This window comes from Vibrio fortis, assembly GCF_024347475.1.
Taxonomy (GTDB): domain Bacteria; phylum Pseudomonadota; class Gammaproteobacteria; order Enterobacterales; family Vibrionaceae; genus Vibrio; species Vibrio fortis.
This window is the reverse complement of the sequence record NZ_AP025488.1, coordinates 1,348,372-1,364,866: the sequence shown is the minus strand read 5'-3', so window position 1 is coordinate 1,364,866 and position 16,495 is coordinate 1,348,372. Positions and strand designations below refer to the sequence as shown.

Below are 16,495 nucleotides of genomic sequence, written 5' to 3'. Positions count from 1 at the left end.
GAGTGTGATGATGATCATCGAAACGTTTCGATGGGGCGGTAAACATTGAATTGGATCACGTAAGTGATAGTTGTATCAGTATGCTGTAGGGTTGTTTGATATTGGGCGACGACGCAAATTATCACGTCTGAGTATTTTGATTCGCTCTTTGCGAGAAATAGGTGGGTGAAACCTAAAAGAATATAAATCCTTTAACTTCATAGGATTGCTTGGCATTTTAACCTGAATCTGGGTTTGGTTATAAAACGGTTTGCTAGACGTTTATTTTTTAGAACTGTTTGTTGTTAGGTTTCAGCGCTCACTTAAACAACTATTGGAACTCAAATGAGAACTCAACTCTTGATAGCGGCAGGTTTGCTATCACTTAACGTGCACGCTTCAGATTCACGATTTTATCTGGGTGTTGGTGTCGGCGAGACAGATTTAGATGATGGTGTAGAGGCCGAGAAAGTACCTTACCCAGTGGAGTCAAACACAGAAGGTCAAGCATACAAACTCTATGGTGGCGTAAGACTTAATCAGCACATAGGTTTTGAAGGGCAGTACACGAGTTATGGAGATACCGTTTACTCTTCGCCTACGAAAGGGAAGCTGTCGACTGTTGAGATCGAAACGTATTCGTTAGCGGCGAATGTTGGTTATCACTTTGATTTTGGATTGCGACCTTTCGTGACTGTCGGTTTGGGGATGGTTGATATAAATGCACAAGCACCTGCTAGAAACGGTAGTGCTGCGGTAGCTAATGATGAGCAAGAAGTTCTAATGAGACTAGGGGCTGGGCTTGAATACACTCATCCTGCATTACGACAAATTACTTTTAGACTTGCTTATGAAAAAGACGAGTTTGATATTACCGAACGTGGAGTGACTGAATCATACAGTGTCGCTAGTGCGTACTTTGGGGCAAGCGTTAATTTCTAAAGGAGTAGCGTGAGCGTATGAACAACAGGATTATAAACAACTGGATGTTGCGCCTGACTGTGATTAGCACATCGAGCTTACTGTCGCTTGGTGTGTCTGCCTCGTCGTTAAAAGTTCAATTGGCTAACAATGAGAACAATCTGGAAATCAGCGTAGAGGCTTATCAAATGGACACTTGGCAGGCGACTCAAAAGGGCGATTGTACTTACTACAGTAAAGTGACAGAACACTACTCTGATCAAGATAGGAAATACAACAGTGGCTATCTTCTGCAAGCAAGGTTGAGCTGCGTGTATAGTGAACACAACAGTGATTACTATTATCTACCGGAGCTATTCTTAACTACCGACGGAAAAGCGGCTGTCTCATTTGGTGATGATGACAGCGTGACTTTCCATTATGAAGCGAGCTTATCTTAAAAGAGCTTAATAAGCGCACAGCGACATACTGTTCTTAATCATGGTGTTAATGGCAGGGATGAGCTGATTTTGACTCAAGGACGAGTGGCTATACTTCAAATCATCCAGATCTTCGCGGTCAAAAATTTGCGCCTTTAAACTGTAGTGGTTAGTTCTTGTCGTTGACTCATTAAACTGAATTAATAAAGAGATAGGACACTCTGTCTGCAACAGCTCATTTGCGTAAATCGCATTGGTTAAGATCTGTAACGCCAATAGATATTCTGATTCGTCATTCACGTAAAGCGTTTTATTGTTATTGGTCAGCTTTTCAAAGTGTTGCTGTTCTATATCGCCTTTCCCCTTAGCGTGAATCATCGAACAATAGGTCGTAACAGCCAGTAGGCTGAATGCGATCAATAACCCCAGCATCTGCAAAACTCCAGGCCCGCGAGAATGGTTTAAGTTGTAATTGTGGCCATTCATTCTCGAACCTACATGAATATAACGCATTAAACCTTGCAAAAACTGAGCGAAATTACTTGGCTCTTGAGCTGGTAAGCGAACGCTTTTGCTTGTCGTGATTGAATCGTGGCTTGGTCGATCATTTGTGACGATGTCGCTTTTATTCAGTAGTGATGCGTCTTCGTTATCTGGCTTTGTATCTTTATTCTCTGCACTGAACTTTTCTAGCAAAGCTGGGTGTTGAGGCTCAGTAATGCAGAAGCGGTATCCAACTTTATTCACCGTTAATACTTCAACGCCGTCAGCTCTAAGGCGTAACAGTGTTTGTCTAATGTTTGAAATAACATTCGTCAAAGCCTGATCAGAGACGATGCAACCTGTCCAACATTGTGCGAATAGTTCATCTCTAGACACAGCAAGCCCGTCGTTCTCAATCAGCACTTGAAGTACTTCATGAGCGAGAGGGCGCAGGGTCACTTGTTTTCCATCTTGGTTGGCGATGGTCTTGTTCTTAGTGTTGATGACTAAGTTAGAGATGATCTGTATGTGTTTCATTATGTTTGCGCTTCAATTTGATTAAGGTGGATGTGAAACCAATCTTTTTTCTTATCGCTAATTATGACCTGCGAAGATAAACCGAATGTAAACGGATGTAAGTGGTGATGATTTGGTTTTATTTTTATTTAGGCGCGTGTGTGATTGGTGTGTTTTATTATATTTCATTAAAAATCATGGCTTTATGTTGTTTGTTTTTTATCATTATAAAGTCGTGATGATTTTGTTTATTTTTCCTAGCTATCTGCCATTAATCTCTTCGCCAATTCGGAATTACCCGAAATAGATTCGTGTTTGCCATAGAGGCAACCCCAAATATGCAGTGATAAGCAAGGTTATTAAGTAATGAACAAAAAACGAGTTCTTGGCGCAATGTTAATGTCAGGTCTTTCTTTTAACGCTATGGCGGCGATGGATAGAGGTTGGTATGTCGGTGGTGGCTTAGGGGATACCGAAATATCGTCAGATACAAAAGCAGCTGATGCCCTAGATGCGGAAGACTTAACACTGCGCGGCATAGCAGGATTTAAGTTCAACCGAATTTCATCTATTGAATTTCAGTATGCGAACTATGGTGAAATTAAAGGCAAGGGTACTAACGTGACGATGATGGAGCCAACCGCTTTATCGATTGCCGGTAACATTGGTTATACGTTTGACAATGGAATTCGCCCGTTTGGTCTGATCGGACTGACTTATATCGACCTAGATAGCAATATCCCTAACTTTGATGATAAAGGTGAGGCCCTGAGGTTTGGGTTAGGTATTGAGTACATGCCACGCCAGTTAGACAACTTGTCGTTTAGAGTGGCTTACGAATCAGATACGTTTGATATCGTGCAAAGTTATAACAATGGCACAAGCCAAAAAACGGATACTGTGACCATTAATTCTTTTTACGCAGCGGTGAGCTACCACTTCTAATCGCTGTGTGGTGTTAAGCCTCGTTGGGGAACAGGCTAGCCGCGATATCTATCGCGGCTTTTTCATTTAAAGGTGTAGTTCGACCTATCAAAACGTTCGTATATGGGCGGTAACACTTACAACGCCATGATCAGTACTGAATTGGTCGACTTCGAAGCTTGGATTAATCAGGTGTTGGTCTTGCACTTGATAGTCGGTGATCTCCATTAAGCTAGAAGAGTTTTGGCAGTCGAACTCATTGGAAAGCAAGATGTAATCGAGCACAGAACCTGATGCACCGTAATAGTGGGTAGGCACACGTTGAACCAACAAATCTTCTTGATGAAGCTGATGATAGAGATCCCAGCTGTCGCGTAATCTAAAGTACTTTAACCAGTTCCGACTCTCTTCATTTCTATTGAGTGAGTCATTGAGCAGACCTTTAAACTCATCACTGGTGAGTGGCTTATTGAAGTCGCCCATTAAAACCACTGGGCGCTCTGTTTGATGACGTTGACGGGTTATGTATTCATGCAATACCTGAACTTCCATTCCTCTTTGTACACTCGACAGCCACCATCCCAGTTCTTGCTGATGAAACTGAGTTAACGTATCACTATGCATCGGTGATGCAGCTGAGCGCTGCGCATCTTTTTCTGGTTTTTCTGCTTCAATAGGGCGTTGGGATTTAAAATGTACCACGTAACAATCTGTTAGTCCGAGGTGAGGCAATTCAATCGTGGCATGTACCGGTAAACGGTTGAAACTAAACTCTCGTAATAAAGGCTTTTGAAACTGCTCAAGTAATTGAGGTGACATTGTCACTGATTGGGTTTGTTTGATCGGATAGCGAGAGGCAATCGCAACCACGGGATCTCGAAATAGGTAATCACTCTCAACATTGGGGTTACCCACCACAGAAAAGAAAGGGTAGCCCATTTCGTTGACTAAGGCTTCGAGTGACGCAGGGCTGAACACTTCTTGGAATCCAATGATGTCGCTGTCGGCTTTTTCGATGGCGCTTTTGATCCACCCTTGTTTTTTTGTCCATTCTTCGAAGCTGTAGATATTTTCGAAGTCGTAGTAAGCGTTGGGTGGCTCAAGGTAATTGAAAAGATTGAATGTCGTAATAGTTAGGCGACTTGGTGTATTCAAAAGCAGATTCCTAAAAGTCAGACGCTGAAATAAAGCGTGGGCGCTAGCTTTAGTATACGTCATCTCATCATTGGTGCCGATAGTCGACTCAATCGCGAAGCATGGATGATTTGTAATCAGTTGTTTGAAAGGGAGGGAGAGAGTTTGAACTTGTTAGAAGGGCGGTTGACTAACTCACAGTAGGGTTATCTAGCTTTAAGTAAAGAGCGTAGCTCCGTCGTTCCAGTTTTAACCATCCATTATGGGATGCGTGCGGCTTAGTCCGGCGTATTTCGATTGATGCGTTGCATTGAGACTTTACTTAAGAAAAGCGTGATTCGATGTGCTAAGTGTTTTATTAGTTATTACATGGCGTTAGATTTTTCTCTATACTTATTTTTATTATCGTGTGTCCAATTTATGGCGTATTTAATCACACCATTCATCAAATCATTTGAAGGGAGAGTCAAATGGGAACAGATTGCCGAGTTAATCCAATTAAACGGTCAACATTTTTTCGCTTAACCCACTACTCACGCACACTAGCACTGCCTCTCATGGCGCTCTTACCTATTTCTTCATTTGCTTCTGAAGATGGCGTTCAAGTCATCGAAACAACTCAGTTGGTTGGGTTTGGTGAAGCGAAGTATCCAGCTGACTTCAAGCACTTTGATTATGTCAATCCTAATGCCCCTAAGCAGGGAAAAATCACCTATGGTGCGATAGGCACATTTGATAGCTTTAATCGTTTTGGTTCTCGTGGTGTGTCGGCAAGCTATAGCGGTGAACTCTACGATACCCTGATGTTTTCGCCAGCCGATGAAATTGACGCCTATTACCCGCTGATTGCTTCTAAAGTACGTTACGCCAGTGATTTTTCATGGCTAGAGATAGACATCAACCCGAAAGCACGTTTCCAGGATGGTAAGCCTATCACCGCGCACGACGTAGCTTTTACGTTTGAAAAGTTCTCAGAAGAGGGCGTACCTCAGTATCGTGTGTACTACAAAGACATTAAGTCGGTAACTGCGGTATCTGACTTAGTGGTTCGCATCGAAATGGCGACACCAAATCGCGAGAAACTGTTTAGTTTTGCCCAGAGCACACGCGTACTGCCAAAGCACTACTGGCAAGATAAAAAACTCTCTGAGCCGTTAAGTGAGCCTCCGGTGGGTAGTGGACCTTATAAAGTAATCAACTACAAGTCGGGTCAAAGTGTCACCTATGGATTAGATGAGAATTACTGGGCAGCTGATTTACCAGTCAATGTCGGGCGCAACAACTTCGAACGTGTCCAGTATGATTACTACCGTGATGACACAGTTATGTTAGAGGCTTTCAAAGCGGGTGAATTTGATTTTCGTATGGAGAACTCGGCCAAGTTTTGGGCAAACTCCTACACTGGCAGTAACTTCGATAAGGGTTACATCGTGAAAGAGGAGATCGCTCACGAACGCCCAGAATCCGCTCAAGGCTTTGTGTTTAACACTCAATCAGAGGTGTTTAAAGACCCCAAGGTTCGTGAAGCATTAACCTATGCGATGGATTTTGAGTGGATGAACAAGAACATGTTCTACAACCAGTACGATCGAACGCGTAGTTATTTCCAGAACACCGAGTACGAAGCAACAGGCTTACCATCTGATGCAGAAGTGGCGGTACTTTCCGAATTTAAAGATCAAATTCCGCCACGTGTCTTCACTGAGGAGTTCCAGCCGCCTGTTACCGATGGCAGTGGCCGTATTCGTACACAAATGAGAACGGCATTTAAACTTCTAAAGGAAGCCGGTTGGGTGCTGAAAAACAAAGTGATGACCAACGAGAAAACAGGGCAGACGCTCTCTTTCGAATTGCTGATCTACAGCCCGACAACTGAGCGTATCTCGATTCCATTGCAAAAGAATCTGAAGCGAATGGGTATCGATATGAAGATCCGAACCGTTGATACTACTCAATATATCAAGCGCTTGCGTGATCGTGATTTCGATATGGTTTCTTCCGCATATTCAGCGAATGCTTACCCAAGTCCGAACCTGATGATTGCGTGGAACTCAAACTACATTGATTCTACTTACAATACTGCGGGTGTGATCGATCCTGTTATCGACTCTCTAACCGAGCAGATCTCTAAGAGTCAGCAAGACCCTGAAAAGTTGCTTACGTTAGGCCGTGCTTTAGACCGTGTATTGCAATGGAACTTCTACACCATTCCTCAGTGGCATTTGGGTAAATACCGTGTCGCAATGTGGGATAAGTTTGAGCGCCCTGATACCTTGCCAAAATATGACCTTGGTGTTGATACGTGGTGGATCTCGCAAGACAAAGCGAAACTACTGCCTGAAAAACGTCGTTAGGGGCTCTCATGGCAGCGTATATATTTAGACGTTTGTTGTTGGTGATCCCCACGCTGTGGGCGATCATCACAATTAACTTTTTCATTATCCAGATTGCGCCGGGCGGACCTGTAGAGCAAGCAGTAGCGCAACTGGAAGGTCACAACTCAGGCATCATGGAGCGTTTTTCTGGTGGTGGCCAAGAGGTCGACCTAAGTGATTCTGAGCAAGCTTCATCGAGCGGTTATAAAGGCTCACGCGGCCTAGACCCAGAAGTTGTTGAAGAGATTAAAAAGCAGTTCGGATTCGACAAGCCGATTCATGTCCGCTATTTCGATATGTTGAAGAACTACGCCACCTTTAATTTTGGTGAAAGCCTATTTAAAGGAGGTAACGTGATCGATTTGATTGTCGAACGTCTGCCTGTCTCAATCTCTCTGGGGCTTTGGAGTACTTTGATCATCTACGTCATCTCGATTCCGCTCGGTATCATGAAGGCGATTCATCACGGTTCGAGATTTGATATTTGGTCGAGTGCAGTGGTGATAGTCGGCTACGCAGTCCCTGGCTTCTTATTCGCAATCATCTTAATCATCCTGTTTGCAAGTGGTAACTACTTTAGCTGGTTCCCACTGCGTGGATTGGTCTCCAGCAACTTTGACCAGCTCAATTGGTATCAGCAGATCATCGACTATTTCTGGCATTTGGCTCTGCCAATCTTTGCGATGGTGATTGGTGGCTTTGCGACGTTGAGTATGCTGACCAAGAACTCATTCCTTGACGAAATAAACAAGCAGTATGTTGTCACGGCTCGCGCGAAAGGACTCGATGAAAATAGCATTTTGTACCGACACGTTTTCCGTAACGCGATGCTGATCATTATTGCGGGTTTCCCAAGCGCCTTTATCAGTATTTTCTTTACTGGCTCAATGTTGATTGAGGTGATGTTCTCTCTGGAAGGGATAGGGTTGTTGGGCTTTGAGTCGACAATTCAACGAGACTACCCTGTGGTGTTTAGCTCGCTCTACATTATGACGTTACTGGGGCTTGTGCTCAGTATTATCTCGGATCTTACCTACACCTGGGTGGATCCTCGAATCGATTTTGAAGCGCGTTAATGGTGAATTCTAAATGAAGTTTAAAAACCCTTTAGCAGAAGCAAGATGGTTAAGGTTTAAAGCCAACAAGCGCGGTTTTATCTCTCTGTGGATTTTCTCCATTCTATTTGTGCTGAGTCTGTTTGCTGAGATCATTGCGAACGACAAGCCACTGTTGGTCTCTTACGATAACCAATGGTTCTTTCCGGTTGCCGCTGAATACGCAGAAACTGAGTTTGGTGGGGAGTTCGAAACAGAGGCCGACTATAAAGACCCTTATGTCATCGAACTGATTGAAGAGAACGGCTATATGATCTGGCCGCTTATCCGTTTCAGTTACGATACCATTAACTTTGAAATTTCAGGCGCAGTACCATCAAAGCCTGATTCAGTGAACTGGTTAGGTACTGATGACAAAGGGCGTGATGTATTAGCTCGGATAATTTACGGTTTTCGAATCTCAGTGCTGTTTGGATTTGTACTTACCATAGTATCGAGTGCCATTGGCGTTGCCGTGGGGGCAACCCAAGGTTATTACGGGGGCTGGGTCGATCTGTTTGGTCAGCGCTTTATTGAAGTATGGTCGGGAATGCCAACCCTGTTCTTACTGATTATCCTTTCTAGTTTCATAGAGCCGAATTTCTGGTGGCTGCTGGGCATTATGGTGCTATTTAGCTGGATGAGCCTAGTTGGTATTGTACGAGCGGAGTTCTTGCGTTGTCGTAATTTTGATTATGTCAGAGCTGCTCAAGCGATGGGTGTTGAGGATAAACGTATTATGCTACGTCATATGCTACCCAATGCGATGGTTGCTTCTTTAACCATGATGCCTTTCATTCTATCTGGATCGGTGACTACGCTGACGTCTTTAGATTTCCTTGGCTTCGGCCTACCTGCTGGTTCGCCTTCCTTGGGTGAATTGCTTGCTCAAGGTAAAGCTAACCTTCAAGCGCCGTGGCTTGGTATTTCTGCGTTTGTCGTGCTGTCGCTGATGCTGACACTGTTAGTGTTTGTTGGTGAAGCGGTTCGCGACGCCTTTGACCCACATCAGCAGAGGTAATAATGAATAATACCGTTCTAACTATTGAAAACCTCTCTGTGGGTTTTGGTCGTAAAAATGCCATTGAACAGGTCACGCACAACGTCTCTTTGTCGATTAGTAAAGGGGAAACGTTAGCCTTAGTAGGCGAGAGCGGCTCTGGGAAGTCGGTCACTGCGAACACGGTGCTGAAGCTGCTGCCAAAAGGTTCTTCGCACTACTTAACTGGGCGAATTAACTTCTCTGGTACCGATATTCTGAGTTGCTCTGAACGAGAGTTGAGGGGTATCCGAGGTGGTCGCATTGGTATGATCTTCCAAGAGCCCATGGTATCGCTGAACCCTCTACACAAAGTGGGTAAACAGCTGGTGGAAACCTTAGCAATTCATAGGGGCATGCGAACCAATAAAGCGCAGGCACTAGCGGTTGAATGGCTTTCTAAGGTCGGCATCCGTAACCCAGAACAGAAGATAAACGCGTATCCGCACGAACTCTCAGGCGGCGAGCGCCAACGAGTGATGATTGCCATGGCTTTGATTAATGAGCCAGAGCTGTTAATCGCTGATGAACCGACGACCGCACTGGATGTGTCTGTACAAGCGCAGATATTAGATCTGCTTATAGAGCTTCAACAAGAGCTAGGTATGGCGATGCTGTTTATTACCCATGATTTGAGCATCGTGCGTAAGATTGCTGATCGAGTTGCGGTAATGAAAGATGGTGAGTTGGTTGAAGAGGGTGAGTGTGCTTCGTTGTTTACTGCCCCTAAGCATCCGTACACGAAAAAGCTGATTGATTCTGATCCGAAAGGTTTACCTGTGCCTGTGGCAGAAAATGCAAGCTCGCTACTTAATGTCGAACAACTAAAAGTATGGTTCCCAATCACTGGCGGTCTGTTTAAGCGAACTATTTCACACGTCAAAGCGGTCACTGACATGCAATTTGATCTTAAGCAAGGACACTCGATTGGCTTGGTCGGAGAGAGTGGCTCAGGCAAATCGACGACGGGTATGGCGATCTTGAAGTTGGTTGAGAGTGAAGGCTCAATTCAATACGATGGTAACCAAATCCAAGGACTGAACCGCCAAGAGATGTTGCCATATCGCAGTAAAATGCAGGTGGTATTCCAAGACCCGTTCTCAGCACTCAACCCAAGAATGTCCGTTGCACAAGTGATTGGTGAGGGTTTACGAGTTCACCAAGAGCTTGATGAAACAGAACTCGACCAGCGGATTTGTGAGGTGATGGAGGAGGTCGATTTAGACCCTGAAACGCGCCATCGTTACCCGAATGAGTTCTCTGGTGGGCAGAGGCAGCGTATTGCGATAGCACGCGCTTTGGTGCTCAAACCCGAGTTCATTTTATTAGATGAACCGACTTCTTCATTGGATAGAACGGTTCAGGCGCAAGTGCTTGAACTGTTGAAATCGTTACAAGAGAAGTATCAACTGACCTATCTGTTTATCAGTCACGATTTGAACGTCGTTAAATCGCTGTGCCACTACACGATTGTAATGAAGGCAGGAGAGGTGATTGAAAAGGGTAAAACAGAACAGCTTTTTTCTAACCCGCGACATGAATACACTCAGCAGTTGGTCTCATTGTCTAATGTAGGCTCGTAATTATAACTTACTTATCGCAGTTGTTTGTCTAGCCCGATTTCGTCAGATATCGGGCTTTTTCGTCTATCCATTTCTATTTCTTTCAATTACTTAATCCATCCATTAACAAATTAAGTTGATCAATACATAAGCTACTTTTGTAGATAACAGCGCAATTCTCAAATTCTTTGTTTGTAGCAAAATAAAATGCAAACGTTTGGTTTGAGTTTTTGTTCTATTATAAGTGTTTGATTCTTATTTATTTTTTGCCGATTTTTATTGTTCTGTTTGTAACCTTATGTACACGAATGTAACCATTTGACTACTTTTTATCATTAATTATATTGATGCTCAGTTGTTATAAATGGAGTTTGGCTAAATAAAATGGTTGCATATTTATTGAAGCGTTTCGCGTTAGTAGTACCGACGTTTCTAGGGATCACAATACTCATTTTCGCGATAACCCGCTTTGTGCCGGGTGGTCCGGTAGAGCGCATGTTAGCAAATATGCAGCCACAAGGTGATGGCGCTTCGGCTAGCGCAGTAGTGGGCCAAAACTCCGCACTTTCAGAAGAACAGTTGGCTGACCTAAACAAGTTTTACGGTTTGGACAAACCTGTAACAAAGGCCTATCTTGATTGGCTCTCGCGTTTGGTTCAATTCGACCTGGGTGAATCGACACGTTACTACGAGCCAGTGACTGAGATGATCTTTGAAAGATTGCCAGTGTCCGCAATGTACGGCGGTATCACGTTCTTCATTAGTTACTTCATTTCGATCCCACTTGGCTATTACAAAGCGTTAAAGCACGGCAGTGTTTTCGACTCTGCTTCGTCGATTATGATTTTCGTTGGATACGCGCTACCGGGTTACGTGGTGGGTGTATTACTTATCACTCTATTTAGCTATCACTTGGAATGGTTTCCTATGGGTGGTTTTGTCGATGATGATTTTGACGACTTCACCACACTTTCTGAGCAGGTAACCGATATTCTTTGGCACGCGGTTCTGCCACTTATCTGCTACTTGATTGGTGATTTCGCCACCTTAACGATGACGATGAAAAACAACCTTATGGAGAACCTTTCATCGGATTACATTCGAACTGCAATTGCGAAAGGTCTGCCATTTAGACAAGCCATTCGTAAACATGCTCTACGTAACAGCTTGATTCCAATAGCTAGCCACTTTGGTAACTCCTTACTGTTTTTTATGACCGGTTCTTTCTTGATTGAAGTGATCTTCGACATCAATGGTATCGGTTTGCTTGGTTACGAATCGATTGTGGAAAGGGACTATCCAGTGGTAATGGGCATTGTGGCGATTAATGCACTGGTTCTGTTGCTAGGCAATATTTTATCTGATGTGTGCGTTGCGCTTGTCGACCCTCGAGTGAAGTTTGGAGCGTAATCATGTCTCGATTAAATATGTTCACTATCAACCCGTTGACTAGAAAACAGATCAAGCGCTTTAAAGAGATCAAGCGTGGCTACTGGTCACTTATGTTGTTATCTACGTTACTGATTTTGTCTCTGTGTGCGGAAGTTCTCATCAATAGCAAGGCGCTTGTGGTGCGCTACCAAGGCGAGTACTTCTTCCCGATTTTTTCGGATGTGTATTCAGGCAGCACTTTTGGCTTGGATTATGCGGCAGAAACTAACTACCGAGATCTGCAACAGGACTTTGAATATGAGAACAATGGCGATTTTGTGTTAATGCCTTTGGTTCCTTGGAATGCGTTTGAGCAGGACTTCTCAGGCAACTTTCCACCTAATGCTCCGGACTTTGCATCGCAACATTACCTAGGTACCGACGTTATTGGTCGAGACATTCTCGCGCGTTTGGTTTACGGCTTTCGAACGGCGATGGGCTTTGCCTTACTCACCATGAGCATCGCTTATGTCATCGGCGTGACGGTAGGTTGTGCCATGGGGTTCTTCGGTGGCAAATTCGACTTAGTGGTGCAAAGGCTGATTGAAACTTGGTCGATGGTGCCATTCCTCTACGTAATTATGATTTTGGTCTCAATAGCACAGCCCACCTTTATGTTGTTTGTGCTTATCAACGTGGCATTCAGTTGGATGGGGATCACTTGGTACATGAGAACCATGACTTATAAGGAGTCTGCACGAGAGTACGTGTTGGCTGCCAAAGCTTTAGGTGCTTCCACTGCAAGAATTATTTTCCACCATATCTTGCCCAATACCATGGTGATGATAGTGACGTTAGCACCTTTCACTATTGCCGCGAACATTACCGCGCTGACTGCATTGGATTATCTTGGCCTTGGTCTTGTTCCGCCCACGCCTAGCTGGGGAGAGCTGCTACAGCAAGGGAAATCGAACTTGGATTCACCTTGGATCGTGGTGTCTGTGGTTACGGCGATCGTTTCTGTGTTGGTGATGGTGACCTTCATTGGTGAAGCCATTCGTACCGCCTTTGACCCGAAAAAATACACTCTATATAGATAGAAACAAGGAAGTAATCATGTATAGATTTGCACTTATTTCACTGTTGTTCAGTGGTTTGGCTCAAGCAGCTTCACTGCCTACTGAACTGCAATGGCAAAGTAACTGGCAAGACCCTGTTTTTGCATCGGAAGAAGCTAAACGTGGCGGTACCTTACGTAGTTATATGTTGAGTTTCCCGCAAACTCTACGTTCTGTCGGGCCTGACGCTAACTCTGGCATTCGCTTTTACATCATGGACGGCACGCCGAAACTTGCTCAGCGACACCCGAACACAGGTAAGTGGATCCCTCAGCTTGCTGATGAATGGGCGTTCTCGGATGACTACAAAACGGCTTACTTCAAGTTGAATCCCAAAGCGAAATGGTCTGATGGTGAAGCGGTAACGGCTGATGACTACTTGTTCATGCTGACGTATTACCGTTCTAAGGACATTATTGATCCTTGGTACAACGACTTCTTCAGAAATAGCATTGAAAGTGTCAAAAAGTTCGATGACTACACCATCTCTATCACTGTCTCTGAGCCAAAGAGTAATGATGAGCTGATGGTGTTACTCAACACTCCAAGTCACGGTTTACAGCCGCGGCCGCAACATTACTTTGCCAATATCAACGACCAAAATGGCGATGGTATGGACGACAACTTTGTTCGTAAATACAACTTCAAAGCTGAGCCAACGACGTCGCCTTATTACATCTCAAAGATCAACAAAGGTCGCAGTATTACCTTCAAACACGTCGGTGACGATTGGTGGGGATATGGCAATAAGTATTACCAGAACCGTTTTAATGTCGACAAGCTACGTATCAAGGTGATTCGCGATTCAGATATTGCGCGTAAACACTTTGAGAAGGGTAAGTTAGATACTTTTGCCATGGTTCTTCCACAAATGTGGCATGAAAAGACAGATTCAGAACCCTTCACCAAAGGTTACATTCAAAAGTTTTGGGGCTTTAACCAAACACCACAAGGAGCGGGTGGCTTGTGGATGAATACCTCAATGCCGCTACTAAATGATATCAACGTGCGCAAAGGGATCACCTTCGCGACAGACTTTGACGGCATGATCAAAAACGTACTTCGCGGTGACTACTCACGCAAGCCTCATGCGATGGGCTTTGGTCATGGTGATTACGACTTGCCAGATGCGAAAGCACCAGCATTTGAACCAGAGCTAGCCATCGGCTATTTCGAAGCCGCAGGCTTCACCAATATTGGTCCGGACGGTATTCGAGTGAACAAAAAAGGTGAACGCCTGAGCTTTAAGATCACTTATGGCTACAACATCTGGACACCGCGAATTGCGTATCTTAAAGAGCAAGCCAAGCTAGCGGGCTTAGAGCTTAATCTGAATTTGGTGGATGGTTCAGCCGCGTTTAAATACATCCTAGAGAAGAAGCATCAACTGGCATTCTTGAATATGGGTGGCGGTGAACTGCCGGCCTATAAAGAGTACTTCCACTCTAGTAACGCAAACCGAGTACAGACTAACAATCACACGAATTACAGCTCCCCAGAATTGGACCGCAAGATTGAGGCATTCAAATCTGAGTTTGATGCAGAGAAAAAGCATCAACTCTCTAAAGAGATACAAAAATCAATCTCAAACGCCTACGTGATTGTTCCGGGCTACATGGTGCCTTACACGCGAGATGCGCACTGGCGCTGGGTTAAGTATCCGAATAACCCAATGACCAAGAAAACCGGTGCGATGTTCAACATTTTAGGCACCAGTAACTTCTGGATTGATACCGAATTAAAACAACAAACTCAGTTGGCTTACAAAGAGGGCGAAACGTTCGAGCCTGTCACTGTGATTGACGATCGTTACAGGCTATAGGACGCGATATTAAATGAAGCAACAAACAGTACTAAAAGTTCGTGATCTAGAGGTGGAATTTAGCACCGATGAAGGCGCAATCAAGATCTTAAAAGGTGTCTCATTTGACGTTAAAGCAGGGAGAACCTTAGGTCTAGTCGGCGAGTCTGGTAGCGGTAAGAGCGTGACATCAATGTCGATCATGGGGTTGTTGCCTAAACCATATGGGCAAGTGACCGCAGGAGAGATTTTGTATCGTGATACGGATCTGACAAAGATGGCTGAAAAGGACCTTTATCAGATGCGCGGTAATCGAATCTCGATCATTTTCCAAGACCCGATGACCGCACTGAACCCAGTTCAGACAGTCGGAAATCAGCTCGTTGAGGTGCTTGATCTACACCACGACCAGATGAGCAAGGCTGAAAAAGTCGACTATGCGATTGGTCTGTTGGAAAAAGTAAGAATTCCGATGCCTGAGCTTAGGTTTCAAGAGTATCCACACAACCTGTCTGGTGGTATGCGACAGCGTGTGATGATCGCAATGGCGTTGGCTTGTAAGCCGGACGTATTGATTTGTGATGAGCCTACGACGGCTCTAGATGTGACCGTTCAAGCTTCGATTCTTAAGTTGATGAAAGAGCTTCAAGAAGAGACGGGTATGGCGATGATCTTCATTACCCATGATTTGGGTGTCGTTGCTGAAATCTGTGATGACGTTGCGGTGATGTATGACGGGCGAATTGTAGAGAAAGCGGATGTGTTTGAGCTTTTCGATTACCCAAAACATCCTTACACCAAGAGGTTGCTTGGCCTGATTCCTGGCTTAGATTCAGAACCCAAGCAAGCAATACAGATTGACCCTATTGATCTGTCACTTTTTCCTGAATACCAAGGGGCATCGTAATGGCAGAGATACTAAGAATCGAAGGGCTAAAACAGTATTACCTTACGGGGAAGGGTGTTTTCAAAAAAGGCTATGTGATTAAAGCAGTCGATGGTGTTTCGTTCAGCTTAGAACAAGGTCAAACCTTAGGCCTAGTGGGCGAGTCTGGCTGCGGCAAGAGCACACTTGGACGTACCATTCTCAAGTTGTATGAACCGACGGAAGGAAAGATCTTCTTCGAGGGCAAAGAGATCACGCCTTTGAGCACAAAGCAGATGAGACCGCTTCGCCGTGAAATGCAGATTGTCTTTCAAGACCCATTAGAGTCATTGAATCAGAGACATACAGTAGGCGGAATCCTTGAAGAGCCTTATAAAATTCACGGTATTGGTACACCAGCAGAGCGAAAACAGTGGGTATTGGAATTACTGGACAAGATAGGCTTACCGCACACGGCGGTAAATCGCTATCCCCATGAGTTTTCTGGTGGGCAAAGGCAGCGCATTGGTATTGCTAGAGCCATTGCATTGAAACCAAAACTGCTTATCTGTGATGAGTCAGTATCGGCGCTGGATGTATCAGTACAAGCTCAGATATTGAATTTACTGCTCAAGATACAAAAAGAGATGAATCTATCCATCATATTTATCTCACACGATTTATCGGTGGTTAAACATATTTCAGACCACGTAGCGGTGATGAAAAAAGGGAAAATTGTCGAAATGGGAACCGCAAAAGAGGTGTATTCATCACCAAAGAATGAATATACCAAGGAGTTATTATCCGCGATTCCTATTACGCACCCTTCGCAAAGAATAAAAAGTAAAACAACTCAGGCGGCGAATAACTATTAAAAAGAGAGACGGATTTAAA

14 protein-coding genes are annotated in these 16,495 nt (G+C 44.3%); 12 read left to right on the top strand and 2 right to left on the bottom strand.

Annotation, left to right across the window (positions count from 1 at the left end; genetic code table 11):
• Positions 1-324: 324 nt before the first annotated feature.
• Both OCV50_RS20510 and OCV50_RS20505 read left to right on the top strand, forming a co-directional pair.
• Positions 325-921 carry a porin family protein gene (locus tag OCV50_RS20510; RefSeq protein ID WP_261904469.1) on the top strand — a complete coding sequence of 199 codons (597 nt, stop codon included), beginning with the start codon at positions 325-327 and terminating at the stop codon, positions 919-921.
• Positions 922-938: 17 nt separating this feature from the next.
• Positions 939-1,340, top strand: a complete 402-nt coding sequence (locus tag OCV50_RS20505) for a hypothetical protein (protein ID WP_261904468.1) — start codon at positions 939-941, stop codon at positions 1,338-1,340.
• Positions 1,341-1,346: 6 nt separating this feature from the next.
• Here the strand turns inward: OCV50_RS20505 and OCV50_RS20500 are convergent, their stop codons facing one another.
• Complete coding sequence (locus tag OCV50_RS20500; protein ID WP_261904467.1) at positions 1,347-2,339, bottom strand: winged helix-turn-helix domain-containing protein; 993 nt, start codon at positions 2,337-2,339, stop codon at positions 1,347-1,349.
• Between the two features lie 345 nt (positions 2,340-2,684).
• Between OCV50_RS20500 and OCV50_RS20495 the strand changes: the two genes are divergently transcribed.
• Positions 2,685-3,263, top strand: coding sequence for a porin family protein (locus OCV50_RS20495; protein ID WP_261904466.1), 579 nt, complete (start codon positions 2,685-2,687; stop codon positions 3,261-3,263).
• A gap of 87 nt (positions 3,264-3,350) precedes the next feature.
• Here the strand turns inward: OCV50_RS20495 and OCV50_RS20490 are convergent, their stop codons facing one another.
• The gene (locus OCV50_RS20490) at positions 3,351-4,397 is read right to left on the bottom strand and encodes an endonuclease/exonuclease/phosphatase family protein (RefSeq protein ID WP_261904465.1); all 1,047 of its coding nucleotides are present in this window, start codon (positions 4,395-4,397) and stop codon (positions 3,351-3,353) included.
• A gap of 449 nt (positions 4,398-4,846) precedes the next feature.
• Between OCV50_RS20490 and OCV50_RS20485 the strand changes: the two genes are divergently transcribed.
• The 9 genes from OCV50_RS20485 (at position 4,847) to OCV50_RS20445 (ending at position 16,476) form a co-directional block, all read left to right on the top strand.
• On the top strand, positions 4,847-6,730 hold the full coding sequence (locus tag OCV50_RS20485) for an extracellular solute-binding protein (protein WP_261904464.1): 1,884 nt from the start codon (positions 4,847-4,849) through the stop codon (positions 6,728-6,730).
• An 8-nt stretch (positions 6,731-6,738) separates the two neighbouring features.
• Entirely contained in the window at positions 6,739-7,827 is a 1,089-nt protein-coding gene (locus OCV50_RS20480; RefSeq protein WP_255232645.1) for a microcin C ABC transporter permease YejB, read from the top strand.
• 13 nt (positions 7,828-7,840) lie between these two features.
• Entirely contained in the window at positions 7,841-8,866 is a 1,026-nt protein-coding gene (locus tag OCV50_RS20475) for an ABC transporter permease (RefSeq protein ID WP_239840178.1), read from the top strand.
• Between the two features lie 2 nt (positions 8,867-8,868).
• On the top strand, positions 8,869-10,467 hold the full coding sequence (gene yejF / locus OCV50_RS20470; RefSeq protein ID WP_261904463.1) for a microcin C ABC transporter ATP-binding protein YejF: 1,599 nt from the start codon (positions 8,869-8,871) through the stop codon (positions 10,465-10,467).
• A 363-nt stretch (positions 10,468-10,830) separates the two neighbouring features.
• Positions 10,831-11,856, top strand: coding sequence for an ABC transporter permease subunit (locus OCV50_RS20465; RefSeq protein ID WP_261904462.1), 1,026 nt, complete (start codon positions 10,831-10,833; stop codon positions 11,854-11,856).
• Positions 11,857-11,873: 17 nt separating this feature from the next.
• A complete protein-coding gene (locus OCV50_RS20460; protein ID WP_239840472.1) occupies positions 11,874-12,917 on the top strand; it encodes an ABC transporter permease in 1,044 nt (347 codons plus the stop codon).
• Positions 12,918-12,933: 16 nt separating this feature from the next.
• Positions 12,934-14,757, top strand: coding sequence for an extracellular solute-binding protein (locus tag OCV50_RS20455; protein WP_261904461.1), 1,824 nt, complete (start codon positions 12,934-12,936; stop codon positions 14,755-14,757).
• A 13-nt stretch (positions 14,758-14,770) separates the two neighbouring features.
• Complete coding sequence (locus OCV50_RS20450) at positions 14,771-15,643, top strand: ABC transporter ATP-binding protein (RefSeq protein WP_239840175.1); 873 nt, start codon at positions 14,771-14,773, stop codon at positions 15,641-15,643.
• The gene (locus OCV50_RS20445; RefSeq protein ID WP_261904460.1) at positions 15,643-16,476 is read left to right on the top strand and encodes an ABC transporter ATP-binding protein; all 834 of its coding nucleotides are present in this window, start codon (positions 15,643-15,645) and stop codon (positions 16,474-16,476) included. The genes OCV50_RS20450 and OCV50_RS20445 overlap by 1 nt, the downstream gene beginning before the upstream one ends.
• Positions 16,477-16,495: the final 19 nt, after the last annotated feature.